We start from the raw sequence: 26,354 nt of genomic DNA on the forward strand, positions 1-26,354 counted from the left end.
AACCCAGGCTTCTCGCCGCAGCGGCCGTTTCGATGGCAATCGCGCTTCCCGCGCATGCCGAGACGACGCTGACGGTTCACTACCCGATGCCGGGCTTTTTCAAGGACGTGATGGACACGATCTCGAAGAAGTTCATGGCGGAAAATCCCGATATCAAGATTCAGTTCGCCAGCCCCTCGGCCACCTATGAAGAAGGCATCCAGACGATCCTTCGCCAGGTCGGCACCAGCGAAATGCCCGATATCACCTTCATCGGCCTGAACCGCCTGCGCATGCTCGACGAACGCGATGTCGCCGTCGACCTCGGCCCGCTCGTCATGAAAGACGGCAACATGGCCGAACAGGGCTTCTCCGACACCATCCTCAAGCTCGCCCAGGTCAAGGGCAAGCAGGTCGGCCTCGCTTTCGCGACCTCCAATCCGATCATGTATTACAACGCCGATCTGGTGAAGGCGGCAGGCGGCGATCCCGACAATCCGCCGAAGACCTGGGACGAGGTCATCGCGCTCGGCGGCAAGATCAAAGCGCTCGGCAATGGCGTCGACGGCATCGATTTCCGCTGGCAGGGCGACGACTGGATGTTTTCGGCTCTGCTCTTCGGCGCCGGCGGCAAGATGCTGAGCGACGACGAAAGCAAGGTTGCCTTCAACGGCCCGGAAGGCCAGAAGGCCGTCGAGGTCCTGCATCGCCTCGTCACCGAAGGCGGCATGCCCGTCTTCACCAAGCCCGCCGGCGAACAGGCATTTGCAGCCGGCAAGGTCGGATTCGAGTTCCAGACCACCGGCGCGCTGCGCAACACGATCAAGAATGTCGGCGACAAGTTCGACCTGCGCACCGCCAAGATCCCGCTGATCGATCCAGTGAACGGCCGTCTTCCCACAGGCGGCAACGCCGTCGTCATCCTGACCCATGACGCCGCCAAGCAGGATGCCGCCTGGAAATTCGCCAAATTCGCCGCCGGCCCTTATGGCGCCTCGGTCGTCGTGCCCGGCACCGGCTATGTCCCGAACAACGAGCTTGCCGCGAAGTCAGCCGACTATCTCGGCGACTTCTACAAGCAGAACCCGCTGTTCCAGGCAGGTCTCAGCCAGATGCCTGTCATGATCCCCTGGTATGCCTTCCCCGGCTCGAACGGCGTCAAGGTCACCCAGACGATCGTCGACAACCTCTCGCGCATCGTCGACCAGTCGGCCGAGCCGAAGGAAGCGCTCGACGACGCCGCCGCCGATGTCGAAGGCATGCTGCCGCGCAGCTGATCGCCTTTCACATTAGGAACGGGGAGGCAGCCACGCCGAGCGCGTGGCGGCTTTCTTGTTTCGCAAGCGTCAGATGGCGCGCACGGTGCCGCCACGGCGCAGCGTATAGGCGACGTCGAGATGGCGGGCAGGGGCGGCATTCTCCGCCATGTCGAGCAGCAGCGATGCGGCCGTCGCCCCCATGCTGGCATCCGGCATTTCGATCGTCGTCAGCGGCGGATCGATCAGCCGGCCGATGGCGATGCCGTCGAAGCCGGCGACCGAAACATCCCCCGGTACCGAGAGCCCCTCGCGCTTCAGCGCGCCGATGACGCCGAGCGCCAGAAGATCGTTGGAGGCGATGATCGCCGTCGGCGAAAGCAAGGTCATGACGGTGCTGAGATCGAGCTGGTCGTAACTGCCGATGAAAGGGATCTCTACGACATCCAGTGGTGCCAGCCCGGCCTCGGCCATCGCCTCGAGATAACCCTGGTAGCGAAGCCGCGCCCTGTCGGAGGCGGCGAAATTGCCGGAGAGGAAGAGAATGCGGCGATGGCCCATGCCGATCAGGAAGGTGGCGATCTCTCGGCCGGCGCCGCGATTGTCGGCGGTGACCGCCGCCGGAAACTGCGCCGTCGGCAGGTTATGGAGCAGCACGGTCGGCGGCAGCCGGGCAAGCAGCGCCGCGCTGCTCGATGGATCGCAGACGGTCAGGATCAACCCTGTCGGCCGGTCGTTGAGCAGCACCGCGACGGCATCGGCTTCACGGGCCGGATCGTAATTCGACTGGGCGATCAAGACACCATGGCCGGCTACCAGCATGCGGTTCTGGATACTCGACAGCGACGAGGCAAAGACCGGATTGGTGATGCTCGGAATCAGCACGCCGACCACCGGCCTGCGTCCGAGCCGTCCGACGGCGTGATAACCGAGTTCGGCGGCGGCGCGGCGCACCTTGCGCACCATCAGGTCGCTGGCCGGTCCATTGCGGTTGAGAACGCGGCTTGCTGTCGCCAGCGAGCATCCCGCCCGGAACGCGACCTGCTGCAATGTCGCCATCGAAAACGCCTCCAGGTGACAGGGTCAAAGCGCAAGCCTTTAGGCGTGCTCGATGACAGTGATCTGACACTTGAACGAAGACCGGGAGGCGCTGATCGATGAGACGCAGCTCAGCTTCGCTTGGCTGAAATTATAAAAACCAAGCTATTTTAATAGCTTATATAAAAATTCTGAGATTTATGTCGGTTTCCGCAGTCTCGCCTGAATTATCTGCTTCTTATCCATTCACAAACAGGAAGGTTGAAGCGATATGCAACCTGTGGAATAGTCCGATCAACGCCATTTCCCCCTTTATGCTCATTGCCTGGATAAGATGTCTTCCAAACAAACGGAACGTGCCGCCGCTTGGTGGTTTCTCGCGACGGTCTCCCTTGTCGTAAACTTCGCGTCGCCTGCCTATTCGGACACACCGTCCGTGGCTTGGCCGCAAACGCAAAGCGACCTCCAAGCCGACTCCGATGTCCATTTCGGCATGCTCGCCAACGGTATGCGGTTTGCGATCATGCGTAACGCCACGCCGCCCGGACAGGCATCGATCCGCTTTCGCATCGGCTCCGGCTCGCTTGAGGAAAACGACAACCAGCAGGGGCTGGCGCATTTTCTCGAGCACATGGCCTTCAAGGGTTCGACCCATGTCGCCGAAGGCGAGATGATCCGTATCCTGCAGCGCAAGGGCTTGGCCTTCGGACCGGACACCAACGCCCATACCTCTTATGACGAAACCGTCTATGCACTCGATCTTCCCGAGGTCGATGCAGACACGGTTTCGACGGGCCTGATGCTGATGCGGGAGACGGCGAGCGAGTTGACGCTCGATGCCGGCGCCTTCGATCGAGAACGCGGCGTCATCCTGTCGGAGGAGCGGCTGCGCGATACGCCGCAGTACCGCGCCGGGCTCGGAATCATGAATTCGCTGCTCGCCGGCCGGCGCGCGACCATCCGCACGCCGATCGGCAAAGCCGACATCATCAGCAATGCGCCGGTGGATCTCGTCCGCGATTATTATCGGGCCAATTACCGGCCCGATCGGGCAACGCTGATGGTGGTGGGCGATATCGACCCGGCCGCCATGGAAAAGGAAATCCGGCAGCGCTTCGGCGACTGGAAGCCCGTGGGTCCGGCGCCGGCAAAAGCGGATCTTGGCACGCTGGAGACGAAAGCTGAGAGCGCCGACGTCCTCGTTGTTCCCGGCGGTATGACGAGCGTTCAGATCGCCTGGACGCGCCCCTATGACGCCGCGGCCGACACCTCTGCCAAGCGCCGCACTCAGCTTGTTGAAGATCTCGGCCTTTTGGTGCTCAAGCGTCGGCTGAGCAGCATCGCCAGCAAGGCGGATGCCCCTTTCATCACTGCGATCGCCGGCTCACAGGATCTGCTCGATTCCGCTCATGTCGTCTTGATCACGGCAAATTCAGAGACCGACAAATGGCAGGCGGCGCTGACGACCATTGATCAGGAACAGCGGCGCATCCAGGAGTTCGGCGTTGCGCAGGCTGAACTCGATCGCGAAATTCTCGAATATCGCTCGTTCCTCCAGGCTGCTGCGGCCGGAGCCGCGACGCGCACGACCACCGACATTGCTTCCTCGCTGGCGAGCAGCGTCGATGACAATCAGGTCTTCACCTCGCCTGCCGAAGATCTCTCGCTGTTCGAAACGATCACAAAGGACGTCACTGCGGCCGAGCTCAATCAGGCCCTGCAACAGGCTTTCTCCGGCAACGGCCCGCAGGTCGTGCTGCAGACGGCCCAATCGTCGCAGGGCGGGGCCGACACGGTTCGGCAAGTCTATGATGCCTCGAAAGCCATTGCCGTTTCGGCGCCGTCCGGTGCAGCAGACGTCGTCTGGCCCTACACCCATTTCGGCGAAGCGGGCGCTGTGGTCGAACGCCGCGTGGTCGAGGATCTCGGTTTGACCATGGTGCGCTTTTCCAACGGCGTGCGCCTTACCGTCAAGCCGACCAAGCTGCGTGCCAACGAAGTGCTGGTGCGCGAGGATATCGGCCGCGGTCGGCTGGACCTGCCGCAGGACCGTTCCGCCCCGATCTGGGCATCTCCGGCCGTCGCGCTGTCCGGCCTGAAGGCCATGGATTACCAGGATATACAGAAGGCGCTGGCGGCCAATATCGTCGGCGTCGATTTCTCGATCGGCGACAGCTCCTTCAAGTTCGACGGCCGCACACGGCCTGAAGATCTCGCCACGCAACTGCAGCTGATGACGGCTTATACCTCTGATCCTGCCTACCGTTCCGAGGCGTTCAAGCGTGTGCAGCAAGCCTATTTGAGCGGCCTCGATCAATATGAATCGACCCCCGGTGGCGTTATCAGCCGCGATTTCGCGAGCCTCGCGCATTCCGGCGACCCGCGCTGGACCTTCCCCGATCGCCAGCAATTGTCAGCCGCCAAGCCGGATAGTTTCGAGGCACTGTTCCGGCCGATGGTTTCCGACGGCCCGATCGATATTACCATCGTCGGCGATGTAGCCGTGGACGACGCAATCCGGCTGACGGCTGAAACCTTCGGTGCCTTGCCGCCACGCCCGGAGGCGGCGCCGGGCAACAATTCGGACGAGGTGCGTTTTCCCACGACCAAGACGCCCGTTTTGCAGACCCACAACGGAAGATCGGATAGTGCCGGCGCCGTAGCCGGGGCTCCCATTGGCGATTTGCTCTCCGATCTGCCGCGGTCCTTCACCGCCAACATTGCCACCCAGATTTTTCAGAACAGGTTGATCGACCAGTTTCGTATCGCGGAAGGAGCAAGTTATGCCCTGCAGGGCGACGTCGACCTGTCAGGGGAAATTCCCGGCTACGGCTACGCCTATTTCTACGTCGAGACGGAGCCGGAAAAGGTCGCGCGCTTCTACGCGCTTGTCGACGAGATCGCCAATGATCTCAGCGCTCATGATGTCTCTCCGGATGAGCTCGCGCGTGCCCGGGAACCCATCATTGAGACACTGAAGCACCAGCGGCAGGGCAACGAATATTGGATTGAATACCTGCATCACGCTCAGGCAGATTCGCGCCGTTTAGACCGGATACGCGACAATCTCAGCGGCTACGGCAAGGTCACCGCCGAGGATATCCGCAAGTTCGCCACGACCTATTTCAGTCCGGAAAAATTCTGGAAATTCGAAGTGCTGCCGGCGGCAGTAAGATAGCGGGCGAGGCGCGGTTGCGATCAGGGGCGGCGTTTGATCGCGCGCATGTTCATTTCCGAGCAAACAGCCTTGCCGTCTCCAGCACGCAGCTGAGCGGGCCAAAGGAGATTGGCGGCCCCTGATGTCCGATCATCTGCATTGTCGGTCCCGCCGCCGGCAATCAGGATCTGGTCTGCTTGCCGAGCCGGGTCAGCATCAGGGTGTAGATTCCGACCGAAATCCCGCCCCAGGCAGCAGCCAGATCGAAGTGGGCGCACGACATTGCCGCCGCGCCGAGAGCGCTGCGCCCGCGGGAGATCGCAGCCGTTCAGGGGTGGCTGGCTTCCCGTCCTGAATCAGGATGATTTCAGGCCTTCGTCTCAAACAGCCATATTCGACGCTGCCGACATCACCTCCCGGGGGGCGGGACCGCCGAACATATGACGGCCGCCGTCCTCGACTTCGGTGAAACACCAGCGCACGACGCCATCGCGATCGAGCAGGAATTCGCCGACCAGCTGGCCATGGCCGGTGGCGATCATCTGGGTGTCATCCTCGGTGAATTCATAGCCATCCGCCTTGTCGAGATATTCCACCGCCGCCATCACGTCCATGGGCTCGGGAAGCTCGCCCGGCATGTCGATACGCATCGAGGTCACTGTGCTCATGCTGACTTTGTGCGGCCAGTCGTTCTCCTCTTCCGTGAACTGAAGATTCGGCAAGCCGAAGGCCCTGTGCGAAACCCGTTCCGGGTCGGAGGCCGCCAGCAGATTCGGAAGCGGATGATAGCGGAAATAGAGGCGGGCGCGGTCGATCGGCGTATTGACGACCGTCAGGCTGTCGATGCCTTTCTCCTGTAATGCATCGGTGAGTTCGGCCATGGCGGCGATCTGCCGGCGGCAGAAGGGGCAATGCAGCCCGCGGAACAAGCCGACGAGCACCGGCTTCTGGCCGCGAAAATCGTCGATGGCGATTTTGCCCTGGCGGGTGATTGCATCCAGCACCACGTTGGGCGCGCGATCTCCAGGCTGCAACGGTCGTTCCGAGTGGTTCTCCTGCATGATTATTTCCTCCCTATATGCATCTGAATCGATTTGCTTAATCGATCTCCAGCAATCCTCCGAACGAGGACGTTCAGTCGAGAAACGGCAAAACGACGAGTGTGCCGGGATCGAGGTTGTGGCGGATGCACACATCCTGTGCCAGCGTGAAATACCGTTCCGCCTCGTCCATATCGTCATGTTCGAGGCTCAGTGTCGCCAAGCCATCATAACACGGAAAGAGCAGCTGCGGCTCGTCAATTTCCTGTGCAACCTCAAGGGCTTCCTCGTAATACTTACGGGCTAGCTTTGGCTGCCCGTGGCATTGATGAATTTGCCCGAGGACGATCAGCGGTACGGAGAGATGGTCGCGCTGGTCGAGCGCCCGGTCGATTTCGACGGCCTTTTCCGCTGCCGGCACACCTTCGGCGGCGCAGCGATCGGTGAAGGTGCAGCAGGAAACCGCAAGATTGGCGAGAAGGCGCGCCTGAAAGCCGAGATCGCCGATACGGGTCGCGACCTCAAGCCCGCGCCGGCAGATCTTGATGGCATTGGCCGGATCGACGATCGTGTAGAGCACGCCGAGATTGGAATAGGCGCGACAGGCGGCACTTTGCAGATCGGCCTTTTCGGCCACCGAGAGGCTGTGCTCCACTTCCTGCACGGCATCGCGGCGGCGTCCAAGCCGCGCAAGAGCTGCCCCCTTGGTATTCAGCGCCTCCGCCATTGCGCGCGCCGCCTCCCGTCCGACCTCGGTCGTTCCGTCGATCGGCAAGGTTTGCAGGCATTGCAGCGCCTGCGTCGCCCACTCGGCGGCGGCAGCCTGATCGCCCATGCGGAAGGCCAGATGGCCGCGCTCCTGCAAGAGATGCGCATGTTCGACCGGCGCATCGATCGCCGCGATCATCACCTCGGCTGCGGCGCAATGTGTCTCCGCCTGGTCGCGCCGCCCTGCATCGAGATGCAGGCGCCCGATCTTCCGCAATATCCTCGCCGCGGCGATCCGGTCGTCTCTGGCGCGATGGATCGCAAGCGCCTGCTGATAGTGGTTCAAGGCATCGTCGCGGCGGCCGGCAGGAGCGCAGAGATCGGCAAGGCGCTCGAGCAGCGCCAATTGCTCCGTCGTCGCCTCCGGCTCGTTTGCGAAGGTCGCAAGGGCCTGGCGGTAGAGACGCATGGCATCGTCATTGGCGTAGGTCTTGCGCGCCAGATCGCCCGCCGCCATCAGATAGCTGGCGCCCTTGGCCTTTTCGGCGGTTAGGCTGAAGTGATGGCCGAGTTGGGCCAGATGCTCGGGCCGCTCGGGTGCCAGGCCATATTGGCGTTCCAGAACCCGGCCGATCCGAAGATGCAGCTCCATGCGCCGTTGCAGCAGAAGATTGTGGTAGACGACATCGTGCATCAGCGTCTGGCTGAAGCGGTAGCCCGGCGATGTCGCGGCATCGGGCCCGCGCAATTCCTCGGTGATATTGGCATCGCAGAGATAATCCAGCGCCGCATCGACGGCGGACGGGTCGGCAGCGATGGTGCGGAGCAGGGCGGTATCGAACTTCGGGCCGACCACCGCTGCCTCTTGGGCCAGGCGTCTGATCTCCTGCGGCAGACGATCGACACGGGCAAGCAACAGGGCTTGCAGGTTGACCGGTATATCGACGTCCGTGTCGTCGGCGGCGAGGTGCCAGCGATGCCCATCATTGTGCAATGTGCCCATATCGATCAGCGCCCGAAGGATTTCTTCGATGAAAAGCGGGTTGCCGCCGGCCCGGTCGAGAATGTGTTTGCGCATGGCGACCGGCAACTTGCCATGACCCTCGCCGAAAAAGGCGGCAAGCAGCCTCTGCCCATCGGCTGCGGCGAGGGCGCCGAGACGTTGGACAGTGACGTTGACGCGATTGGAATCCAGCGGGTCGGTCTGCGATGTCGGCCGGTAGACCGCAAGCAGCATCAGCCGGCTGCGTTCCAGCCGATCCATCATGAAGCGCAGCACCTCGAGCGAGGCAGCGTCCGCCCAGTGCAGATCCTCGATGACGAGCAGCAGCGGACTTTGCGCCAGCCGCCGCTCGAAGACGGTGCGGACCGCATAGAAGATCTGCCGCCGCAACTGCTCCGGCTCGATGTGGCGCAACGCGCCATCGGGATCACCGAGGCCGAGGACATGCTGAAACAGTGGCAACAGTCCCTCGACGTCCTCCTGGGTGAGATCGAGCGCACGGAACCCCGTTGTCAGCAGCTGCCGTGTCCGGTCGAGATCATCCCGCTCGCCGATGCCGTAAGCGCTGCGCACGACCGCAGCGAGCGTGCCATAGGATTGTTCGCCGAGCGGAGAGCAGGTCGCCTTGCGGATGGCTAGACCCGGGAAACGGGTCGCAGTGCCGGCGATCGCGATGAATTCGTTGGCGAGCCGCGACTTGCCGATACCGGCTTCACCGATCAGGCGGACGAGCTGTGCCGCACCGCTGCAGGCAAGGTCGAGGCATGTCAGGAGCCGCGACAGCTCCGCATCCCGTCCGATCATCGGCGCCTGAAGGCCGAAACTTTCCAGCCCGCGCGCCGTATGCGGTGCTTCCAGCAGCCCTGTCAGCCTGTGAACGAGGACGTTTCCGCTTTTGCCGCGCAAGGTCTGCGCGCCGAGACTGTCGAAGGCAAAGGCATGGCGGGTGAGGCGATAAGTCAGCGGCCCGACCAGGATATCGTTTTCACCGGCCATGGATTGCAGGCGTTGGGCGGTGTTCACCGTGTCGCCGGTGACCGAATAGGACTTTGCACTGACCGCGCCGAAACCGCCGGTGACCACCGGTCCGCTATTGATGCCGATATGCAGACGCAACGGCACGCCGGCGCGTGCGTGCCAGCGCTCGCCGACCTCGGTGGCCCGGCGGATCATATCGAGGGCGGCACTGAGCGCCCGGACCGGATCGTCCTCATGGGCGACCGGCGCGCCGAACAGCGCCAGCAGCGCATCGCCGACGAATTTGTCGACGAAGCCGCCATAGGCCTCGACCGCCTGCGTCATCTCTTCGAACAATTCGTTCTGCAGCACCCGCATGACTTCAGGATCGATCTGCTCGCTCAACGCCGTGAAGCCGCAGAGATCGGCAAACAGCACCGTCACCGGCCGCCGGTCGGCATCGCCCTCCGATTTGGATGGCACCGCCTCGATGCCGGGCTTCGATACGGATTTGACCTTACCGGATATCGATGCGCCGCATTGGGGGCAGAAGGCAAAGTTGGGCTGGCAAGGGTAGCCGCAGGCGGCACACGAGACAGGCTGCCTTGCGCCGCATTGCGGACAGAAAGCAAAACCGCTCTGAATATCCAAACCGCAGCCGGCGCACTCCATCGCACGCGTCTCACGAAGACCCGAGGTACAACGGCTATTCCAGCAGCCGGCGGGCTTCAACAGGGAACCAGCATGAACCTGCTGCGAGAGGCCCGCAAGCAGGATTTCAGTTGGTGTGAAGGATCGTCAACCCGACGGCGCTCATGCATGCCAGCGCCAGCATCGACAGCACCCCGTTCCGGAACACGTTCGGTGCTCGAGCAGTCGTTGCGCGAGCTTCACGTCGACCCTTCCACTCGCTGGTGCTCCCGTCAAACGAAGCCGTGCTTTCAGCCGGGCGAAGCTGCGGCTGCGCCACGGCGCTTTCCGAGGCGGTCGTCATGCCCTTCATCGAGAACGGGCAATTGCGAATGCTCGACATCGAGCTTCCGCCGCGACGGTTCACCCCACTCAGACACAAAGAGCGCCATCGGACCGCACCCGCGCGGGAATTCGAGGTATTCTGCCGCGCCTACGCCTGATACTCCTGTCCGCTTGCATACGATGGGAAATCCATTAGAGCTAATCAATGCAGCGAGAACCTTCCGGTGAAGGCGGTCATGTCAAATGCTATCTCAGGTAGCTGTAATCTGAGGGCAGTTGATGGCGCACAATATCGTTGCGGTCGGTGGATCGTCTTCCGCCGTGGCTATGATCGTCGAGGCAGGGAACTGCCTCGAAGCCACCGCACACGATGCATTTGCAGAAAGGTTAGCCGCCAAAACTTCGGATCAGCCGTTGAGGTCATACATGTACGCCACAAAGAGCATAGGGCAGGGCGACAAGCGCGCCTTTTATCGCGAACTCGCAGGTCAGCTTCAGGGGCTTCTCGAAGGCGAACGGGATGCCGTTGCCAATGCCGCAAACCTCTCGGCACTTGTCTTCGACCTTGTTCCCGATCTGAACTGGGCGGGATTCTATTTCCTGAGATCGGAAAACGAATTGGTTCTCGGTCCGTTCCAGGGCAGGGTCGCCTGCGTGCGCATTGCTGTCGGCAAGGGCGTCTGCGGGACAGCGGTTGCAGAAACACGCTCCGTGCTGGTTCCGGACGTCCACGAATTTCCCGGACATATCGCCTGTGACGCCGCCTCCCGATCGGAGTTGGTGATCCCATTGGTCAAGGATGGCGCAATTGTCGGTGTGCTCGATCTCGACAGCCCCACCGCCCATCGTTTCGATGCCGAGGATCAAGCCGGGTTCGAGGCGCTTGCCGCAATCTATGTTGCAGCAAGCGCGCTTTAGAGGATCAGTCGACCGCGACCATCACGTCGGAGGCCTTGACGACTGCATAGGCATTTCCGCCAACGGAGAGACCGAGTTCGTCCACGGCTTCGTTGGTGATAGAGGAAGTGACGATGACGCCATCGCCGATGTCGATGCGGACATGCGCGGTTGTCGCGCCCTTGGTGACTTCGACAATCCTGCCTTTCAGGCGATTGCGGGCGCTGATTTTCATGACGCTTCTCCGCGGGTTCATGCCATTCGGACGGCTGCCATACCATGGGATCTGAGGATAGGACAGGGCTCGACCCGATCCGCAACCTCCGACGTCATCAAACGCGGGGAGAGTGACATTCCAACTTTGCAGAAACAGGACATTCTAACTTTGCGGCTACAGACAATGTCAAAGCTGGTTAGAGGTGCGGCGGCGCCAGCCAGTTAGAAACGCGACACTGGCCCTGGCGATCAGCCCCCGACCGAACCGGCTGGTCCGGGTTGCAAGGGTAGGGAGGGGGCGGGTGAGATGCACCCCTCGGCTTTAGCTTTGAGACTATGCCGACACCATTCATTCCGCAGCCTCCATCCGCGCCAGCGCCTTCTGCCGTTTGGCAATGACTTCCGGATCGTTCATGAAGTCCGTCCGCCGGCCGGGCTTGCGACCACGCTTCTGATAACCATTGCCCTGGCTGCCATCCGGTATCCCAAACATATGATCCGTCTGACCGGTGCGGCGCGGGCCGCTCTTACTGCGCTGCAGTTCACGTCCAGCCTGCAGCTCAGCGACGATCGAAAGCATGTCGTCCAAACGCTTGTTCTCGACGACTTCGGGTCTATGTATCGATCGCAACTTATCGAAGGTTCTGTAGGGCAGGGCAAAACTCTCGTGCATGATCTCGAGGCGACCGTCCGGATAGTCGCAGACGACGACCTTCTTGCCCGCCAGCGCCTTGGCCTGTTCCGTCGGATCGAGGATGAACAGGACCTTGTCGTAGCGTAGCGTCAGGGACTGCGACAGCGTGCGGACCTCCTTCCGGCACATGGCGGCATCGAGGTTCTCATGTGCGGCCAGCGGCCGATGCATGTCCTTCGGATTGCGCGGCGGCTTGCCGAAACGAGCATTGAAATCCGCAATGAACGCCGGTGCATAGAGATTTGCCGCATCGATCGTGTCGATGCCGCGCAGCCGTAGTTCCTTGACCAATCGATCCTGCAGCGTCTGGTTGGCGCGTTCCACGCGACCTTTGGCCTGCGGGGTGTTGGCGCAGATGATGTCGATGTTGAGCTCGTAGAGCGCACGACCGAACTGCGTCAGGCCGCTCGTCCGGTCTTTCTCCGATGCATGGACCGGGCGGAAGACACCGTGCTTGTCGCTGTAGAATGCCAGAGGTTTGCCCCATTGCTGCAGATAGGCCTTCGTCGCATGCAGGTAGTCGAAGGTGTTCTCCGATCCGGCGAACCGCAGATGTAAGAGCTTGCCGGTCGCATCATCGATGTAGACGAGCAGGGCGCATTTGGGACCGCGGTTCTCAAACCACCAGTGATGCGAACCGTCGATCTGGACGAGCTCGCCGAGACAATCCCGCCGGCCGCGCGGCTGGAAAACCCGCTTCTTGCGTTCGCGTCGCGAGATCCAGATGCCGGCCTCGGTCATCCATTGGCGTAACGTCTCCTTGGCGACCGAAATCTGATGCAGTTCGATCAGTTTCTCGCGTGCTAACGTCGGACCGAAATCCGGATAGCGTTCGCGGATCAGATCCAGCGCCGCATTGCGAAACTCCTCGCTGTGGCGCCGATTGCTCGGCCGTGATCGCTTCTTCGAAACAAGACCGGCTTCACCGCAACGATCATAAGCCTGCAGCAGCCTATGAACCTGACTGCGGCTGAGATCGAGCACCTCAGCCGCCTGGACGACGCTCAGGCGTCGATCACGGATCTTCTGAACAACTTCGAGGCGATGCAATTCTTTCTGCGACATGGTGATCAAACAGGACATGACGACTCCGACCGCTCATGGTCTCGACCAGGCTGAAGGTCGTCATCCTTGCTCCCAACGTTGGCATTGACCAGCACGTCGAGAGGCGAGACTGTCGCATCTCTAACTGGCCCAACTGTCGCATTACTAAATAGCCGCTACAGACAAAAATCGCATAATACAGATTATGGAACGCATGAATGCCATTTGATTACAATGACATATCTTGGTGATGCATCAGATGGCCTCCCTCATTGAAATCGACCCATTGGAATTTGCGTCTTGACGACCTGGCACATCGAACCCTGTCGAATGCTTTGCGGTTCTCGCCGAAGCGCGCCTGTGGCTATTCCTGAAGTGTTGGGATGATTTTTGCTGGCCTCTGCAGCTCCGAGGCGGCTGCGGACGCCGCTGCATCGGCCGGTCCGCCGGAAACGTGAACCGTCGGAGTTGCAAACTGGATCCCTTTTTCCGCGAATGTCTTCTTGAGCATGGCGAGTGCCTTTCGGCGAACGCCGAATTGTTCGCCGGGTTTGGCCATGAACTTCAGGCGAATCTGCACGCCATAGTCCGCCATCTGCTCAATTCCCTGCATTTTCAGGGGCTCGATGATGTTTGGCCCGAGCTCGGCGTCCTCCATAAGCTCGACGCCGATGCGCTTGATGGTCTTGCGGACCTCCTCGAGATCGCTGTCGTAATTCAGGGTAAGCGTGATGATGTCGATCACCCAGTCGCGGCTGAGGTTTTGCACCGCGCCGAGTTCGCCGAACGGAACGATGGTGACCGGGCCGCGGTGGTGTCGCAGACGGATCGATCGCAGCGAGAACCCCTCCACCGTCCCTTTATATTTCGCCGCCTGAATATATTCGCCAATGCGAAAGGCGTCGTCGAACAGATAAAAGACGCCGGATATGATGTCCTTGACGAGTGTTTGTGCGCCGAAGCCGACGGCTATGCCGACGACGCCGGCGCCGGCCAGCAGCGGTCCGATCTGAATGCCGACGGCATCGAGGATCATCAGGAAGCCGACAGCCCCGATCGCCAGGAACAGGACATTGCGAAGGATGGGAAGCAGAGTATTCAAGCGCTGACGCCGGCGCGCTTCGGGGCCGTCGTGATGCCCTGCCTCAGCGCTTCTCGCCGCCGCCGCCATCTGACTGTCGATCAGCGTGCTGGCGAGCTTCCAGATGACGTCGGTCACCAGCAATACGATAACGATGCGGATTCCGGCGCGGACCAAACGCGTCGTCACCGTTTCGGCTGCGGCGAGGTCGCTGAGATTGACGTTCCACGAGCGGGCAATGAGCAGCGCGGCGACCACGATGAGGCCGTTGCGCAGGGTTTGCATGATGACGACAGACCATCCGACGATGGCCGGATTTTCCACGGCGTGCTCGCCGCCGGATTGTATGATGCGACGAATGATATCACGCGCCACGGAAACGGTAAGCGGCAGAAGCGCGATGACGACCACCGTCCAGAAAGCAGCGCGGAGCCCGGATACCCATAACAGCCACGATAGCACGATGCTCGCACTGAAGCCGACACAGACCAGCCGGTTCACCGGCGGGCCATCGGAGCGAAACTGCCGCAGCCAGATCATTGCGATCAGCGCGATCGAAACGACGGCAAGCCACGCCGCGGTAAAGAGGTCGACCAAGATGGGTGAAGCCCCGATCGTCTCTATCACTTCGATGGTGGCCCAGCCGGCCGCCAGCACCGAGACGATTCCGAGGAGCCAGTAATACCAGAACCAGGCAAGCGACGTGACAAGCGTCAGAAGTCGCATATGCGGCAGGCGGGCGCCCGGCGCGATGACGATGCGGCCGACAAGCACGCCGAGGCGCACCATCAGCGCTGCTGACAGCAGGATGAGTGCGACATCGCGAAACACGGCAGGCCATGGAAAGAGAATAAATGCGCCGAGGCTTCCGATCAGGTAACCGATCAAGGCGAGAACACCCATCGAAAGCCGGGCCGCATGCAGCTTGATCCGCTGCCGGACGGTCTCGGCAGGCGCGGTCATCACGAAATGGAGAAGCCCTCGCCCCGACCACCAGGCAAGCCGCTGCGCGATGAATCCGCCTGCGACGAAGAGTGCGACCGCCAAGATCAGGCCGACAGGGTCGATATGATTATCCGTCTGGAAGGTGCGAACCGCCGCCTGGATCTGCCCCGGGAGGGTCGGCACTGCATTGACGAGTGCGAGCAGCCTCTGGCGCAAATCCTGGAGTGAGGTGGCAATCGACGGCGGTGGCGCCTCTTGCGGGGCCGCTGCCGGCTGCGCCAGTTCCTGATTGCCGGGAACGATCCGGTTGACCAGCGCGCGTCCGGCATCGTCATTCGGCAATTCGATGATAACCCGGATCGGCGCCGAAGAATTGGTCGCTTCGGCCGCCGGCACGGGGTTTGCGCCGGCGAGCAGAAGCGTTGACAATACTATCGTCAGGAATGTGGACACTCTGCCGAAGAAATGACGGTCGTCGTTGATGCGCATATAGCCGTGATCCCCGCGAAGTTGTCGTCGCGTCTGCTTGGTTGTTGGCAGCTTCGGACTTTGTGAAGCGTTGCACAATCAACGTCAATCGACGAACTTATCGGGCGGAGGCAAAGCTGGCTGTTGCCCCTGCTTATGACCGCATTGTCTTGAACCCTGCCCTGATCTCCTGACTGAAGAGTTCCGGCTCTTCCCAGGCCGCGAAGTGGCCGCCCTTGGCGACGCGGTTGTAGTAGATGAGCTTCGGATAGGCCCTCGACAACCAGTGCTGTGGCGGCTTGTAGACCTCTCCGGGGAATATCGTCACGGCGACCGGCACTTTGACGGCGGTGAGCTTGGCGCCGGCCATGGCGTTTTCCCAATAGATGCGGCCGCTTGAGGGGCCGGTGTTCGTCAGCCAGTAGAGCGTGATGTTGTCGAGAATGGCATCCTTGCCAAGCGCCTGTTCGGGATCGCCTGGGGTGAACACCCAGTCGGCGATCTTGTCGTAAAGCCAGGCGGCGAGGCCGACCGGAGAATCCGCAATGCCGTAACCGACCGTCTCGGGGCGCGTGCTCATCATCGCGGCATAGCCGAAGCCATTGTTGAGAAAGTCCCGCGCCTCATCGAAGACGACCTTCTCATCCGCAGACAGGCCATCGGGAGCCGGCCCTCCGGTTTTAAGAGCCTGGGCTGCGTCCGGTGGGAACGTCGTGGCCCGCTCGATCCTGTTGACGTGGATCGCTAGCAGTCCATCGGGCGCCTGGCGGCCCAGGGCGTCGCTGATGATCGCGCCCCAGTCGCCGCCTTGCGCGACATAGCTGTTGTAGCCCAGCCGCTTCATCAGCACGTCCCAGGCAGCCGCTATCCGTTGCGGGCTCCAACCCGCCGCCGGCGGTTTCCCGGAGAAACCGAATCCCGGGATCGACGGGATCACCAGGTGGAAGGCATCGTCAGCCGTGCCGCCATGCGCCGTCGGGTCGGTGAGCGGCCCGACGACATCGAGCAGTTCGAACACCGAACCCGGCCAGCCATGGGTCATGATCAGCGGCAGCGCCTTTTGATGGCGGGAACGAACATGGATGAAATGGATGTCCAGTCCATCGATATTGGTGAGAAACTGCGGAAAACTGTTCAGCCTGCTCTCGGCCTTGCGCCAGTCGTAGGACGACTGCCAGTAGCCCACCAGTTCCTTCAGCCTCTCGGGCTGGACGCCCTGCGAACGATCCATGACGGTTTCGCCGTCGGGCCATCGGGTCTCGGCAAGACGCCGCCTGAGGTCAACAAGCGCAGCCTCGGAGACCGCAACCTTGAACGCTCGGATCTCCTCGGATGCGCCGCCGCCGATATCAGCGGCCTCTGCCGCGCGTGGAAGCAGCATGGCGGATAGGCCGGCTGCGGCAATCCCCGACATAAGCGTGCGTCGGGACATAGACGTGTGTTTCAAAGAGCTCAGCAATGCCATGACATGTGTCCTTTCATGACGCAGACGGGCAACAATGGCCCTGCCCCGCTTCAATGGCGAAAACCTCAGACCTCATCCGCGCCGGAACGAAAGATCAGGAGCTTGTTGCCTTCGGGGTCGCGAAAATATGCACAGTAAGGACCTGTGCCGTTCTCGCCGCGCGGACCGGGATCCCCTTCGTCCGAGCCACCCGCTGCCAATGCCGTTGCATGGGCTTCGTCGACCTTGGAACGGGATGGAGCTTCGAAAGCAATCATTCCGCCGTTGCCGACGGTGGCAGGGCGGCCGTCGAACGGCCTGGTGATACCGAATTCAAGCGTGCGATGACCGTAGTAGATAGCCCGGTTTGGCTGGACGAGGACGCGTCCGATCCCGAGTACGGCCAGAAGCTTGTCATAAAAGACCGAGGCGGCATCCAGGTCGTTGGTGCCGACGGTGGCGTGGCCTGTGAGGTTTCGGACCTTGTCGTGGGCTGCCGCAACCTGTCTGCTTGGGGTAATGTCAGTCATATCAGTTCTTCCTTATGTTGTCGCGGCCCAAGCTTTGCCGGCCGCAAATACCCGCAAATGAGCACTCTCGAATCGCGGCTGGAGAGTATTTGGGTGGAGCAATGGACGGCCGGCACCTCGGGAAAGTGAGAGGCTTCCTCTCACTTCCTGCGGCTACTCCGCGCCGACGCCCGAGTTCATCTATGTCAGGCGGCGGCGGCGTTTGAACCTTGCCGACCGCCGTTCAGAAAGGACAGCCCATGTCTAAGGACAAAATCGCCGATAGGCCCGCATCCATTGCGGCAACCCCACTCGCTCCCGCGCCTGCAGACGCTCCGCGCGAGGCGGTCGATTTCATCGAGATCGACGCGATCCTCACATTGAGGAGGATGATTGTCCTCGCCGCGGCGCCGAAAGGCACTGTGCTTTTCCTGCATGGATTTCCGGAGACGCTGACCGTCTGGAAGGGCATCGCGGCAACGCTTGCGCGCGACTACGACGTCCACGCCTTCGATTGGCCGGGTTACGGGCAATCGTCGCGCCCGGCTCTGGAACGGTTTTCTTATGCGCCGCGGGCGTATGCCCAGGTGTTGAAGGCCTATATCGAACGGGCAGCCGTCGACCGGGAAAACCTCCTGATCTACGCGACCGATATCGCCGCCCTCCCCGTTCTGCTGCTTGCTCTCGATGCGCCGGCGATCGCCAGGCAGATCATCGTTGGCGACTTCGCGCCATTCGACCGGCCGCAACATATGTGGGAAAACCTGCAGAACCTCAAAGCCGAGCCGACCGCCTCGCCGACCCGCGCTTACATGAACGAAACCAGCGACGAGATCCTTCGCAACGTGCACCGGCGCGGCCTCTCGCCCGCCGAGCAATTCGATCTGCCGATCGACGTCCAGCAAGACATGACCCGTTCGTGGAGCGTCGACAGCATCACCTCGGCGGACGCCTTTGCCCATTACTACGCGAATTTCACCCGCGATCAGAACCTCCTCGAGGCCGGCCTCAAGCGGTTGACGACGCCGATCAAGCTGATCTGGGGCGAAAAGGACCTGTATATCAAAAAGGAAATGGGCATTGAACTCGCCGCCAGGATCGGTGCGAAAATCGATATCCTGGCGGGTCTCGGCCACTTTCCGCATCTTCAGAATCCGGAATATATGGTTGAAGAGATCCGCGCATCATTCAGATAATGTTCGAATATTATTATTTGCATAATGAGGCGCGCAATCTTGGCAGAGCCCAGTCGACAAAAGCACGTGTCTTCAACGCCAGAAGCCCCTGGCGCGCGTAGACGATATGAATGGGCTGTGGCTGGCCGTCAAAATCGCGGAGAATGGGAACGAGCGCGCCAGACGCCAGTTCGTCTGGAATCTGGTAATCGAACAGCCGGGCGATCCCAGCCCCGGCGACGGCAGCCGCAACGCAGTTCGCCGCGGTATTCACTTCCAGCCGGGCGCGGGGAATTGCTTCCATCGGCGCGCCGGCCACATCGAAGGTCCAGAAGAATGCCCGCTTGTTGAAGAAGATCCCGTCGTAATCGACGAGATCGCCGGGATGCTGAGGTTCGCCATGCCGCTCGATATAGGCAGGGCTCGCGCAGGTCAGCAGGTGGAATTCTCCGGTCTTGGCGGCATGGAGAGAGCTGTCGGCGAGGTTGCCGAGGCGGATGGCGATATCCACCTGCTCGGAGACGAGATCGACTGTGTGGTCGAGCGATAGAAGGTTTAGCGACACCTCCGGATATTCTTCCATGAAGCTGAGCACAACGGGCAGGACGTAGCGGTTGCCGTATTCGATCGGCATCGTCACCGTCAGCAGGCCTCTCGGCGTTTGGTATTCGCCGGATGCTCTCCGCTCCGCCTCCTCGAGATCCGCCATGATCCTTCTGGCGGCATCGACATAGTCGCGCCCGGCATCGGTGAGCTGAAGATTGCGGCTGGTGCGGACGATGAGGTTTGCCCCGAGATGGCGTTCGAGGTCTGCCACCTTGCGGCTGACGCTGGGCAATGGCGCGTTCAGCCGCCTGCTGCCGGCTGAGATGCTCCCGGCATCGACGACGGCCAGCAATATGCGCATCGCTTCGAGACGATCCATCGGACACCGCCCATAAGATACCGCTTCTGTCTTGCCGTTCGGCCCGACTGAAGGCTCGATTCTAGTCGAGCAGCTTGCGTATGGCCATGATCCCTTTTGCAGCATCCGACCAGGATTGACGCCAGATCAACATGCCGATGCTGAGGACGGTCGCCACAGCAAAGGGGATCGGCCCGAGAAACCAGAAGGCGGCTGCGAAGGTGAAGTAGTAAGACCGGACACCGACGCTGAATGATCGAAGAGCAGGGTTCAAAACCAGGGTCAGCGCATTTGTCCAACTGACGATGTCCCTGTCTTCATCGCGCGAGGGGCTCGCCCCGATCGCTGCCAGGCAATAGTTGATCTGACGGACCGCCCATATGAAATCGGATAGGCCCCGCAGCAGCGTGGCCATGACCAGCAGCACCTTGCATTGGAAAAACCAGGCGGGATCCGCACCCGCAAACATCGCGATCAGCCCACCACCCGACCCATAGTTCGGTTCCATGAACAGCGCGCCGCTGAGCCCGACGATGACGATGAGGTTGGCCGATCCGAAGAAGGATGCCGAATTGATCGTGTGCCCGAGGATCGCGGCGTCGCCGATGAAATTATTGTCGCGCGTCAGCACCTCACGCATCCAGGCTGCGCGAATCCGCACCATGTCGACGGAAAGACTGTCGTTCCGCCGCGGCCATCCCATTGCCATCAAAGGCTCGAGCGCCACCCAGACGAAAAGGAAGAAAACGATTGCCGCGACGTTCAGAAAATCCATGGTGCCCCCGAACTGAATCTGGATTTTCTGAAACACTACTTCGAGGTGGCGGCGGCTCCAAGCGAGATCACCGTCTCGGCGCGGTTCCGAATGCGTTCAGTTGCGTCCGATGGAAACGGGGGTATGATTGGGGGGCGAAATGGTCGCCCCTCCTGTCCTTGATCGAGCGTTGCGGTCGCTCAAGAGCCGGGCTGGCGTGATCATCGGCGCGCAGACTGGGGGATGCGGAATGAACCTCGTCAAAGGAGCCTTTGGAACGCCCGAATTTCCTCTTTCCGAAGAGCCTGGCATCTTTACATGGGATTTGGCGACCGACACGGTTTATGCGGATTCGGCGCTGGCAATCCTGTTTGGGCTCGATCCGAAACAGACCATCTCGGGACTGCCGGTCATAAAATACCTCGACCGTATTCATCCCGACGACAAGCCATCCGTGGCCAAGGCGATTTCAGATGCGGTGATTACAGGCGATCCGTACCGCTGCGACTATCGGGTGTTTGATCGAAGCGGGAAAATAGTAACCGTGGCTGCCTTCGGTCGGTGCTTCAGGAATGAAACCGGCAACCCATCGCATTATGCGGGCATCGTCTTTCAGACGACGGATCACGCCCAGCCGGACGACTTGACTGCTCACTGCCGGGAGGCGCTGAAAATCGCGCAGTCGTCCGGCCTGCAAGCGACGGCCGATGCGCTTGAAGCAATTCTAAAAGAGCTTGCCAAGCCGACAGCTTCCGGCCCCATGGCGGTTCATTGATTTCACCACGCAGCAGTGCCGATGATCTGAACCCCGTTGCCCGCTTTCCGGGCCTTCCGTCACAGCCGTCTTGCCTCCGAGAGATGACCGGCAAATCCGGTGAGCATGACCGCGAACGGAATGCTTCGAACAACTCTGGCAGCAACGAAGGTTGCAGTGATCGCCGCAGCAAGTTTCAGCCAGGGATAGTCGCCGAGCTGAACGTGGGCGTCGGAATCGACCGATCTTGCCTTGGCTTTCAGCGCCGCCTCGGCGTCCTCGCGTAATACGCCAATCCGGGCCTTCAGCAGCCTTAACTCCTGCTGCAGGGCGGTCAGATCCTGATCGGCTTTTTCACGCGCGGTCGGCACGGCGGCATCGGCAAAAGGCGGCTCGCCTTCTGCGATCAGTTCGTCGGGATCAGGAAGGCGGCCGTCGCGGTTGACAGATGACTGCATGGACATATCCTCGAATAGAAATGCGCGTTGAGATGAGGCCCGGCATTCCAACCGAGCCTGAGCTTGCTTCGCTGCATCAGTGGTCGCGTCGGAACCCCTGGCTCTGGTGAGATCCGCCTTGCGACTGAGTTTGCGATTGGCCTTGAGATGGGCGATTGGCGTCGGTCGCTGATGCGGGATCACTGCTGAAGGTGTAGGCGCGCACCTTGGCGCTTCCATGCGTGCTGTCTCGCATCGCCATCGGACGCATGCCGCCGGACGCCACGCTGCCCGACGATGGCCGCTCGTCGAGCGCGTTCTCCGAGACGGCAAGATCATCCGACGCTTTGCCGCCAGAGATCTGGCCGGCAAAACTGCTGTTGGATCCGCTATCAGCGCCGTCTTCCATCGACCAGAGATCCGCCCGCTCATCCATGTCGATGCTGCCCTCATCGTCCAGAATATCGTGGACCGTCTCATAAAGCGCGTCATCGATATCGTTGACCTGGACGAGGAAGCCGCCTCGCCTCAGCCCTTCTGCATAGACCGCCCGATCCTCGTCGGGGAAGAAGAAGTCTGCCAGCGCGTCGAAAAAGCCGCTGCGGTCATCGCTCATGGTCCCGGCATTTTTTCCATCCGCCTCATATCCCGGCATCAGCCTTATTCTCGCAACCGGCACGCCGGCGTCCTCCAGACGGGAGACGGCGGATTCGGCTTCCGATCGGCTGTCGAAAAATGCGGTGAGGCTGCTGCCGCCTGCCGCGCCTGAGAAGGCCGGATGGGTATCGCTGTGAATGTTGCTCATGGGAATCTCCTCTCGATGCATAGAGCCAGGCCGTCGACCCGACGTCTGGTTCCCTGACCGGAAAACCGGCGGACAGGAGGAATGTTCCACGCGAATACGAGACAGAGACTCGGGCATCGGCGGCACTGCCCGCCCGCGCCTTCGGTAGCTCGTTGATATCGAATTGAGGAACGGTTTGGCCCCATGGATCGTTGTCCGGCGGCACCGCCGGCGGTTGACGTCAAACCGTCGAGACGTTAGCACGGCTCTTGACGCATTGGGGATATTTCATATGGACATCTTTACGGCAGCCGGCCTGACGGCTTTGCTGCAGGTCATTGCTATCGACCTCGTTCTCGCCGGCGACAACGCCGTGGTTATCGGTCTTGCAGCTGCCGGTCTCGAGGCCACGCAGCGCCGCAAGGCGATCATCGTCGGCATTGCGGCCGCGACCGTCCTGCGCATTCTCTTTGCCAGCGTTGCGGTCTATCTGCTGGCGATCGTCGGTCTGCTGCTGGCCGGCGGACTTCTGCTGCTGTGGGTCTGCTGGAAGATGTGGCGTGAGCTTCGTGCCGGCCACGGCGAAAGCCACGACGCGGCGGGCGCCGAACACGCGCCGAAGAAGACCTTCTTCCAGGCGGCGACCCAGATCGTCATCGCCGACGTCTCCATGTCGCTCGACAACGTGCTGGCCGTTGCCGGCGCCGCGCGCGAACATCCGAGCGTGCTGATGGTCGGTCTTGCCCTGTCGATCGCGCTGATGGGCATCGCCGCCAACCTGATCGCCCGCTTGCTCAACAACCATCGCTGGATCGCCTATGTCGGTCTGCTGATCATCCTCTACGTCTCACTCGACATGATCTATCGCGGCGCCGTCGAGGTTATGCCCTACGTAAAGTAACCGTGGGATCGGGGCTCAGGCCTCGATCCTGACCTCGGTTTCGAAGCTCATCTGGTCATAGGCCGGCACCACATGGTCCGGCGTCTCGGCCATCACCACGTCGTAATCGAGCGGCGTGTGCATATGGGTGAGGATCGCCCGTTTCGGCTTCAGCCGGCCGATCCAGTCGAGCGACTGTTCGAGCGACAGATGGCTCGGATGATAGCTATATTGCAGCGCGTCGATAATCAGCACATCGAGATTTTGAAGCTTGTCGACGGTCTGGGGCGGAAAATCGCTGATATCGCTGCAATAAGCCACATCGCCGATCCGAAAGCCGAGCGAGTGGATATCGCCGTGCTGCTGAATATGCGGATAAAACTGTATTTTCCCGCCGGGGCCGCGGATTTCGACCGGTTCGTCGAGGTTTTCGATGACGACAGGCAGCACGATCGGCGGATAATTGCTGCCCGGCGGCGTTTCCAGGCAATAGCCGAAGGCGTCACGCAGCCTGTCCATCGTAAATTGGTCGGCAAAGATCGGCACCCGGCGGCGCGTATTGTGAAAATAGCCGCGCAGATCGTCGATGCCATGGATATGGTCCGCATGCGGATGGCTGTAGAGCACGGCATCGACATGGTCGGCCCGTGCCCTGATCATCTGCTCGCGAAAATCTGGTCCGGTGTCGATGACGACGGTGGTAACACCGCCATCCGGCGCAAATTGCTGCACCATGAAGGCGGCGCGCGTGCGCCGGTTCTTCGGATTGTCGGGATTGCAGGCGCCCCAGTCGCCGGTAATGCGCGGTACGCCGGGTGACGACGAACAGCCGAGAATGGTGAAGCGCCGCCGGTAGAGCACGCTCTCAGACCCTCGGCATCTTCGTAAACAGCCGCAAAGCGTTCTCGGTCGTGATCCGGGCGATCTCCGCGTAGGAAAGGCCGATCGTCTCGGCAAGCACCTCGGCGGTGTTGACGACATAGGAGGGCTCGTTGCGCTTGCCGCGCCAGCGCTTCGGCGCGAGATACGGCGCGTCCGTTTCCACCAGCAGCCGATCCCGAGAGATCGTCTTGGCGATCTCGCGCAGCTCCTCCGACTTCGGAAAGGTCAGAATGCCCGAGAAAGAAACGTAACCGCCGAGCGCGACGCCGGTCTGCGCCAGTTCCGGGCCTGCCGAGAAGCAGTGCAGGATGAAGGGGAAGGCGCCCTTCCCCGTTTCCTCGGTCAGGATCGCCGCCATGTCCTCATCGGCGCTGCGGCTGTGGATGACGAGCGGCAGCCGGGTCTCGCGCGCCGCGGCGATATGGCGGCGGAAGCCGGTCTGCTGGTCCTCGGGCTTCTGCGTGTCGTAGAAATAGTCGAGGCCGGCCTCGCCGATGGCGACGACCTTCTCATGGGCGTTCGCCAAGCGGACCAGATCTTCCGTCTGGACGTCCAGTTCTTCGTCGGCATTGTTCGGATGCGTGCCGACCGAGCAGAACACCGAAGGATATTTCTCGGTGATCGCCAGAAGGGCATCGAGCTTGCGCACCCGCGTCGAGATCGTCACCATCTGCCTGACGCCGGCCTGATGGGCGCGCGCGACGATCTCGTCGCGCTCCGCCTCGAAATCGGCGAAATCCAGATGGCAATGCGTATCGATCAGCACGGCCTCAAGCCTCCGGAGCCACGTGGCGCGGGAAGACCGGCGTCGGCGCCTCGAGCGGCGTTCCGGCAACGAGACGGCCGGCTTGCCCGAGAGCGGCGAAGTCGCGTTTGTCTTTCGGTGCCGCGACCAGGTCGAGCAGCTTGCCGGATGATTCCGGCATGAAGGGCTGCAGCAGGATGGCGATCTGGCGCACGACTTCGGCAGTGACATAGAGCACCGTGCCCATCCGCTCCGGATCGGTCTTCTTCAGCGCCCACGGCGCCTGGCCGGCGAAATAACGGTCGGTCTCGGAAACCACCGCGATAATCGAGGCGAGCGCCCGGTGGATCTGCTGTTTGCCCATGTCCTCGCACGTCGAGGCATGCAGCGCGTCGGCCTGCGCCAGCATCGCCTTATCCTCGTCGCTGAGCGGCCCGCATTCCGGGATCTTGCCGTCGCAGTTCTTGACGATCATCGACAGCGAGCGGCTGGCGAGATTGCCGATGCCGTTGGCAAGGTCGGAGTTGATGCGGATGCCGATCGCCTCTTCGCTATAGCTGCCGTCCTGGCCGAAGGAGACTTCGCGCAGGAAGAAGTAGCGCACCTGGTCGAGGCCGAAATGGTTCACCAGATTGACCGGATCGACGACGTTGCCGAGCGACTTCGACATCTTCTCGCCCTTGTTGAGCAGAAAGCCATGGGCAAACACCCGCTTCGGCAGCGGCAGCTTTGCCGACATCAGGAAGGCCGGCCAATAGACGGCATGGAAGCGGATGATGTCCTTGCCGATGATATGCACGTCGGCCGGCCAATATTTCGCCCGCGGGCCGTTCTTGTCCTCGATATAGCCTGTCGCGGTAATGTAGTTGGTCAGCGCGTCGACCCAGACATACATTACATGGGCGGGATCGTTCGGCACCTTGATGCCCCAGTCGAAGGTCGTGCGCGAGACCGACAGATCCTTGAGGCCCGACTTGACGAAGGAGATCACCTCGTTGCGGCGCTCGGCCGGACCGATGAAATCGGGGTTCGCCTCGTAATGGGCAAGCAGCTTCTCCTGATATTCGGAGAGCTTGAAGAAATAGCTCGCCTCTTCCACCCACTCGACGGGCGTGCCTTGCGGCCCGTAGCGCACGCCGTCGGCGCGCAGCTCCGTCTCGCTTTCCTGATAATAGGCCTCATCGCGCACCGAGTACCAGCCGGCATAGCTGTCCTTGTAGATGTCGCCGTTGTCGGCCATCAGGTTCCAGATGTTGCGCGATGTCTCGTGATGACGCTCCTGCGTGGTGCGGATGAAGTCGTCATTCGAAGCGTTGAGCAGCTTGGCCATCGCCTGGAATTCGCCGGAGTTGCGATCGGCAAGCGCCTGCGCGGTGATCCCCTCGCCGCGCGCCGTCTGCTGCATCTTCTGGCCGTGTTCGTCGGTGCCGGTCAGGAAGAACACGTCCTTGCCGTCAAGGCGCTGGTAGCGCGCCATCGCATCCGTCGCAATCAGCTCATAGGCATGGCCGATATGCGGCTTGCCGTTGGGATAGGAAATCGCGGTGGTGATGTAGAAGGGTGTCTTGTCTGTCATGGCGGCCAATGTCCGGCTAACTCTATAAAAATGGTCAGCCGCTCTTAGCGCA

22 protein-coding genes are annotated in these 26,354 nt (G+C 61.4%); 6 read left to right on the top strand and 16 right to left on the bottom strand.

What is annotated here, in order from left to right; genetic code table 11:
- Positions 1-32 precede the first annotated feature (32 nt).
- On the top strand, positions 33-1,256 hold the full coding sequence (locus tag RHEC894_RS10885; RefSeq protein WP_085737273.1) for an ABC transporter substrate-binding protein: 1,224 nt from the start codon (positions 33-35) through the stop codon (positions 1,254-1,256).
- A gap of 69 nt (positions 1,257-1,325) precedes the next feature.
- On the opposite strand, the gene RHEC894_RS10890 is transcribed toward RHEC894_RS10885, so the two are convergent.
- Positions 1,326-2,294 carry a substrate-binding domain-containing protein gene (locus RHEC894_RS10890; RefSeq protein WP_010069672.1) on the bottom strand — a complete coding sequence of 323 codons (969 nt, stop codon included), beginning with the start codon at positions 2,292-2,294 and terminating at the stop codon, positions 1,326-1,328.
- Positions 2,295-2,607: 313 nt separating this feature from the next.
- On the opposite strand from RHEC894_RS10890, the gene RHEC894_RS10895 reads away from it, so the two are divergent.
- The gene (locus tag RHEC894_RS10895; protein ID WP_085737274.1) at positions 2,608-5,451 is read left to right on the top strand and encodes a M16 family metallopeptidase; all 2,844 of its coding nucleotides are present in this window, start codon (positions 2,608-2,610) and stop codon (positions 5,449-5,451) included.
- Between the two features lie 359 nt (positions 5,452-5,810).
- Here the strand turns inward: RHEC894_RS10895 and RHEC894_RS10900 are convergent, their stop codons facing one another.
- The 3 genes from RHEC894_RS10900 to RHEC894_RS10910 form a co-directional block, all read right to left on the bottom strand.
- A complete protein-coding gene (locus RHEC894_RS10900; protein WP_010069676.1) occupies positions 5,811-6,491 on the bottom strand; it encodes a peroxiredoxin-like family protein in 681 nt (226 codons plus the stop codon).
- Between the two features lie 73 nt (positions 6,492-6,564).
- Positions 6,565-9,810 carry an adenylate/guanylate cyclase domain-containing protein gene (locus RHEC894_RS10905; protein WP_085737275.1) on the bottom strand — a complete coding sequence of 1,082 codons (3,246 nt, stop codon included), beginning with the start codon at positions 9,808-9,810 and terminating at the stop codon, positions 6,565-6,567.
- A gap of 106 nt (positions 9,811-9,916) precedes the next feature.
- Positions 9,917-10,171 carry a hypothetical protein gene (locus RHEC894_RS10910; protein WP_085737276.1) on the bottom strand — a complete coding sequence of 85 codons (255 nt, stop codon included), beginning with the start codon at positions 10,169-10,171 and terminating at the stop codon, positions 9,917-9,919.
- Between the two features lie 368 nt (positions 10,172-10,539).
- Here RHEC894_RS10910 and RHEC894_RS10915 point away from each other — a divergent pair, with 368 nt between their 5' ends.
- Positions 10,540-11,031, top strand: a complete 492-nt coding sequence (locus RHEC894_RS10915; protein ID WP_085737277.1) for a GAF domain-containing protein — start codon at positions 10,540-10,542, stop codon at positions 11,029-11,031.
- A 4-nt stretch (positions 11,032-11,035) separates the two neighbouring features.
- On the opposite strand, the gene RHEC894_RS10920 is transcribed toward RHEC894_RS10915, so the two are convergent.
- From RHEC894_RS10920 to RHEC894_RS10945, 5 genes are all read right to left on the bottom strand, one after another.
- Complete coding sequence (locus RHEC894_RS10920; RefSeq protein ID WP_085737278.1) at positions 11,036-11,245, bottom strand: molybdopterin-binding protein; 210 nt, start codon at positions 11,243-11,245, stop codon at positions 11,036-11,038.
- Between the two features lie 330 nt (positions 11,246-11,575).
- Complete coding sequence (locus RHEC894_RS10925) at positions 11,576-13,003, bottom strand: ISNCY family transposase (protein WP_085737279.1); 1,428 nt, start codon at positions 13,001-13,003, stop codon at positions 11,576-11,578.
- 325 nt (positions 13,004-13,328) lie between these two features.
- Positions 13,329-15,479 (bottom strand): mechanosensitive ion channel family protein, encoded by a 2,151-nt coding sequence (locus RHEC894_RS10935; RefSeq protein ID WP_085737281.1) that lies wholly within the window; start codon positions 15,477-15,479, stop codon positions 13,329-13,331.
- A gap of 133 nt (positions 15,480-15,612) precedes the next feature.
- On the bottom strand, positions 15,613-16,923 hold the full coding sequence (locus RHEC894_RS10940) for an epoxide hydrolase family protein (RefSeq protein WP_085737282.1): 1,311 nt from the start codon (positions 16,921-16,923) through the stop codon (positions 15,613-15,615).
- Positions 16,924-16,988: 65 nt separating this feature from the next.
- Positions 16,989-17,432 (bottom strand): VOC family protein, encoded by a 444-nt coding sequence (locus RHEC894_RS10945; RefSeq protein WP_085737283.1) that lies wholly within the window; start codon positions 17,430-17,432, stop codon positions 16,989-16,991.
- Positions 17,433-17,671: 239 nt separating this feature from the next.
- Here RHEC894_RS10945 and RHEC894_RS10950 point away from each other — a divergent pair, with 239 nt between their 5' ends.
- Positions 17,672-18,607, top strand: coding sequence for an alpha/beta hydrolase (locus tag RHEC894_RS10950; RefSeq protein ID WP_010069123.1), 936 nt, complete (start codon positions 17,672-17,674; stop codon positions 18,605-18,607).
- 13 nt (positions 18,608-18,620) lie between these two features.
- On the opposite strand, the gene RHEC894_RS10955 is transcribed toward RHEC894_RS10950, so the two are convergent.
- Both RHEC894_RS10955 and RHEC894_RS10960 read right to left on the bottom strand, forming a co-directional pair.
- A complete protein-coding gene (locus RHEC894_RS10955; RefSeq protein ID WP_085737284.1) occupies positions 18,621-19,511 on the bottom strand; it encodes a LysR family transcriptional regulator in 891 nt (296 codons plus the stop codon).
- 61 nt (positions 19,512-19,572) lie between these two features.
- Positions 19,573-20,265 (bottom strand): DUF599 family protein, encoded by a 693-nt coding sequence (locus RHEC894_RS10960; RefSeq protein WP_085738935.1) that lies wholly within the window; start codon positions 20,263-20,265, stop codon positions 19,573-19,575.
- A 229-nt stretch (positions 20,266-20,494) separates the two neighbouring features.
- Between RHEC894_RS10960 and RHEC894_RS10965 the strand changes: the two genes are divergently transcribed.
- Positions 20,495-21,019, top strand: coding sequence for a PAS domain-containing protein (locus RHEC894_RS10965; RefSeq protein ID WP_085738936.1), 525 nt, complete (start codon positions 20,495-20,497; stop codon positions 21,017-21,019).
- 59 nt (positions 21,020-21,078) lie between these two features.
- Here the strand turns inward: RHEC894_RS10965 and RHEC894_RS10970 are convergent, their stop codons facing one another.
- Both RHEC894_RS10970 and RHEC894_RS10975 read right to left on the bottom strand, forming a co-directional pair.
- Positions 21,079-21,456 (bottom strand): hypothetical protein, encoded by a 378-nt coding sequence (locus RHEC894_RS10970; protein WP_085737285.1) that lies wholly within the window; start codon positions 21,454-21,456, stop codon positions 21,079-21,081.
- 76 nt (positions 21,457-21,532) lie between these two features.
- The gene (locus RHEC894_RS10975) at positions 21,533-22,240 is read right to left on the bottom strand and encodes a hypothetical protein (RefSeq protein ID WP_085737286.1); all 708 of its coding nucleotides are present in this window, start codon (positions 22,238-22,240) and stop codon (positions 21,533-21,535) included.
- Between the two features lie 271 nt (positions 22,241-22,511).
- Here RHEC894_RS10975 and RHEC894_RS10980 point away from each other — a divergent pair, with 271 nt between their 5' ends.
- Entirely contained in the window at positions 22,512-23,120 is a 609-nt protein-coding gene (locus RHEC894_RS10980; RefSeq protein ID WP_010065724.1) for a TerC family protein, read from the top strand.
- 15 nt (positions 23,121-23,135) lie between these two features.
- On the opposite strand, the gene RHEC894_RS10985 is transcribed toward RHEC894_RS10980, so the two are convergent.
- The 3 genes from RHEC894_RS10985 to metG are packed head-to-tail and all read right to left on the bottom strand — an operon-like array spanning position 23,136 to position 26,302.
- Entirely contained in the window at positions 23,136-23,960 is an 825-nt protein-coding gene (locus tag RHEC894_RS10985) for an MBL fold metallo-hydrolase (RefSeq protein ID WP_085737287.1), read from the bottom strand.
- Positions 23,961-23,964: 4 nt separating this feature from the next.
- On the bottom strand, positions 23,965-24,747 hold the full coding sequence (locus tag RHEC894_RS10990; protein ID WP_085737288.1) for a TatD family hydrolase: 783 nt from the start codon (positions 24,745-24,747) through the stop codon (positions 23,965-23,967).
- Between the two features lie 4 nt (positions 24,748-24,751).
- Positions 24,752-26,302 carry a methionine--tRNA ligase gene (gene metG, locus RHEC894_RS10995; protein ID WP_085737289.1) on the bottom strand — a complete coding sequence of 517 codons (1,551 nt, stop codon included), beginning with the start codon at positions 26,300-26,302 and terminating at the stop codon, positions 24,752-24,754.
- Positions 26,303-26,354 lie beyond the last annotated feature (52 nt).

The organism is Rhizobium sp. CIAT894, from assembly GCF_000172795.2.
Taxonomy (GTDB): Bacteria; Pseudomonadota; Alphaproteobacteria; order Rhizobiales; family Rhizobiaceae; genus Rhizobium.

Coding starts and splice junctions, on each gene's coding strand:
- RHEC894_RS10950 (WP_010069123.1), top strand. CDS start 17,672: ATGTCTAAGGACAAAATCGCCGATAGGCCCGCATCCATTGCGGCAACC.
- RHEC894_RS10925 (WP_085737279.1), bottom strand. CDS start 13,003: ATGTCCTGTTTGATCACCATGTCGCAGAAAGAATTGCATCGCCTCGAA.
- RHEC894_RS10970 (WP_085737285.1), bottom strand. CDS start 21,456: ATGCAGTCATCTGTCAACCGCGACGGCCGCCTTCCTGATCCCGACGAA.
- RHEC894_RS10920 (WP_085737278.1), bottom strand. CDS start 11,245: ATGAAAATCAGCGCCCGCAATCGCCTGAAAGGCAGGATTGTCGAAGTC.
- RHEC894_RS10895 (WP_085737274.1), top strand. CDS start 2,608: ATGTCTTCCAAACAAACGGAACGTGCCGCCGCTTGGTGGTTTCTCGCG.
- RHEC894_RS10890 (WP_010069672.1), bottom strand. CDS start 2,294: ATGGCGACATTGCAGCAGGTCGCGTTCCGGGCGGGATGCTCGCTGGCG.
- metG (WP_085737289.1), bottom strand. CDS start 26,302: ATGACAGACAAGACACCCTTCTACATCACCACCGCGATTTCCTATCCC.
- RHEC894_RS10905 (WP_085737275.1), bottom strand. CDS start 9,810: ATGGAGTGCGCCGGCTGCGGTTTGGATATTCAGAGCGGTTTTGCTTTC.
- RHEC894_RS10910 (WP_085737276.1), bottom strand. CDS start 10,171: ATGTCGAGCATTCGCAATTGCCCGTTCTCGATGAAGGGCATGACGACC.
- RHEC894_RS10980 (WP_010065724.1), top strand. CDS start 22,512: ATGGACATCTTTACGGCAGCCGGCCTGACGGCTTTGCTGCAGGTCATT.
- RHEC894_RS10960 (WP_085738935.1), bottom strand. CDS start 20,265: ATGGATTTTCTGAACGTCGCGGCAATCGTTTTCTTCCTTTTCGTCTGG.
- RHEC894_RS10945 (WP_085737283.1), bottom strand. CDS start 17,432: ATGACTGACATTACCCCAAGCAGACAGGTTGCGGCAGCCCACGACAAG.
- RHEC894_RS10940 (WP_085737282.1), bottom strand. CDS start 16,923: ATGGCATTGCTGAGCTCTTTGAAACACACGTCTATGTCCCGACGCACG.
- RHEC894_RS10955 (WP_085737284.1), bottom strand. CDS start 19,511: ATGGATCGTCTCGAAGCGATGCGCATATTGCTGGCCGTCGTCGATGCC.
- RHEC894_RS10915 (WP_085737277.1), top strand. CDS start 10,540: ATGTACGCCACAAAGAGCATAGGGCAGGGCGACAAGCGCGCCTTTTAT.
- RHEC894_RS10975 (WP_085737286.1), bottom strand. CDS start 22,240: ATGAGCAACATTCACAGCGATACCCATCCGGCCTTCTCAGGCGCGGCA.
- RHEC894_RS10935 (WP_085737281.1), bottom strand. CDS start 15,479: ATGCGCATCAACGACGACCGTCATTTCTTCGGCAGAGTGTCCACATTC.
- RHEC894_RS10885 (WP_085737273.1), top strand. CDS start 33: ATGGCAATCGCGCTTCCCGCGCATGCCGAGACGACGCTGACGGTTCAC.
- RHEC894_RS10965 (WP_085738936.1), top strand. CDS start 20,495: ATGAACCTCGTCAAAGGAGCCTTTGGAACGCCCGAATTTCCTCTTTCC.
- RHEC894_RS10900 (WP_010069676.1), bottom strand. CDS start 6,491: ATGCAGGAGAACCACTCGGAACGACCGTTGCAGCCTGGAGATCGCGCG.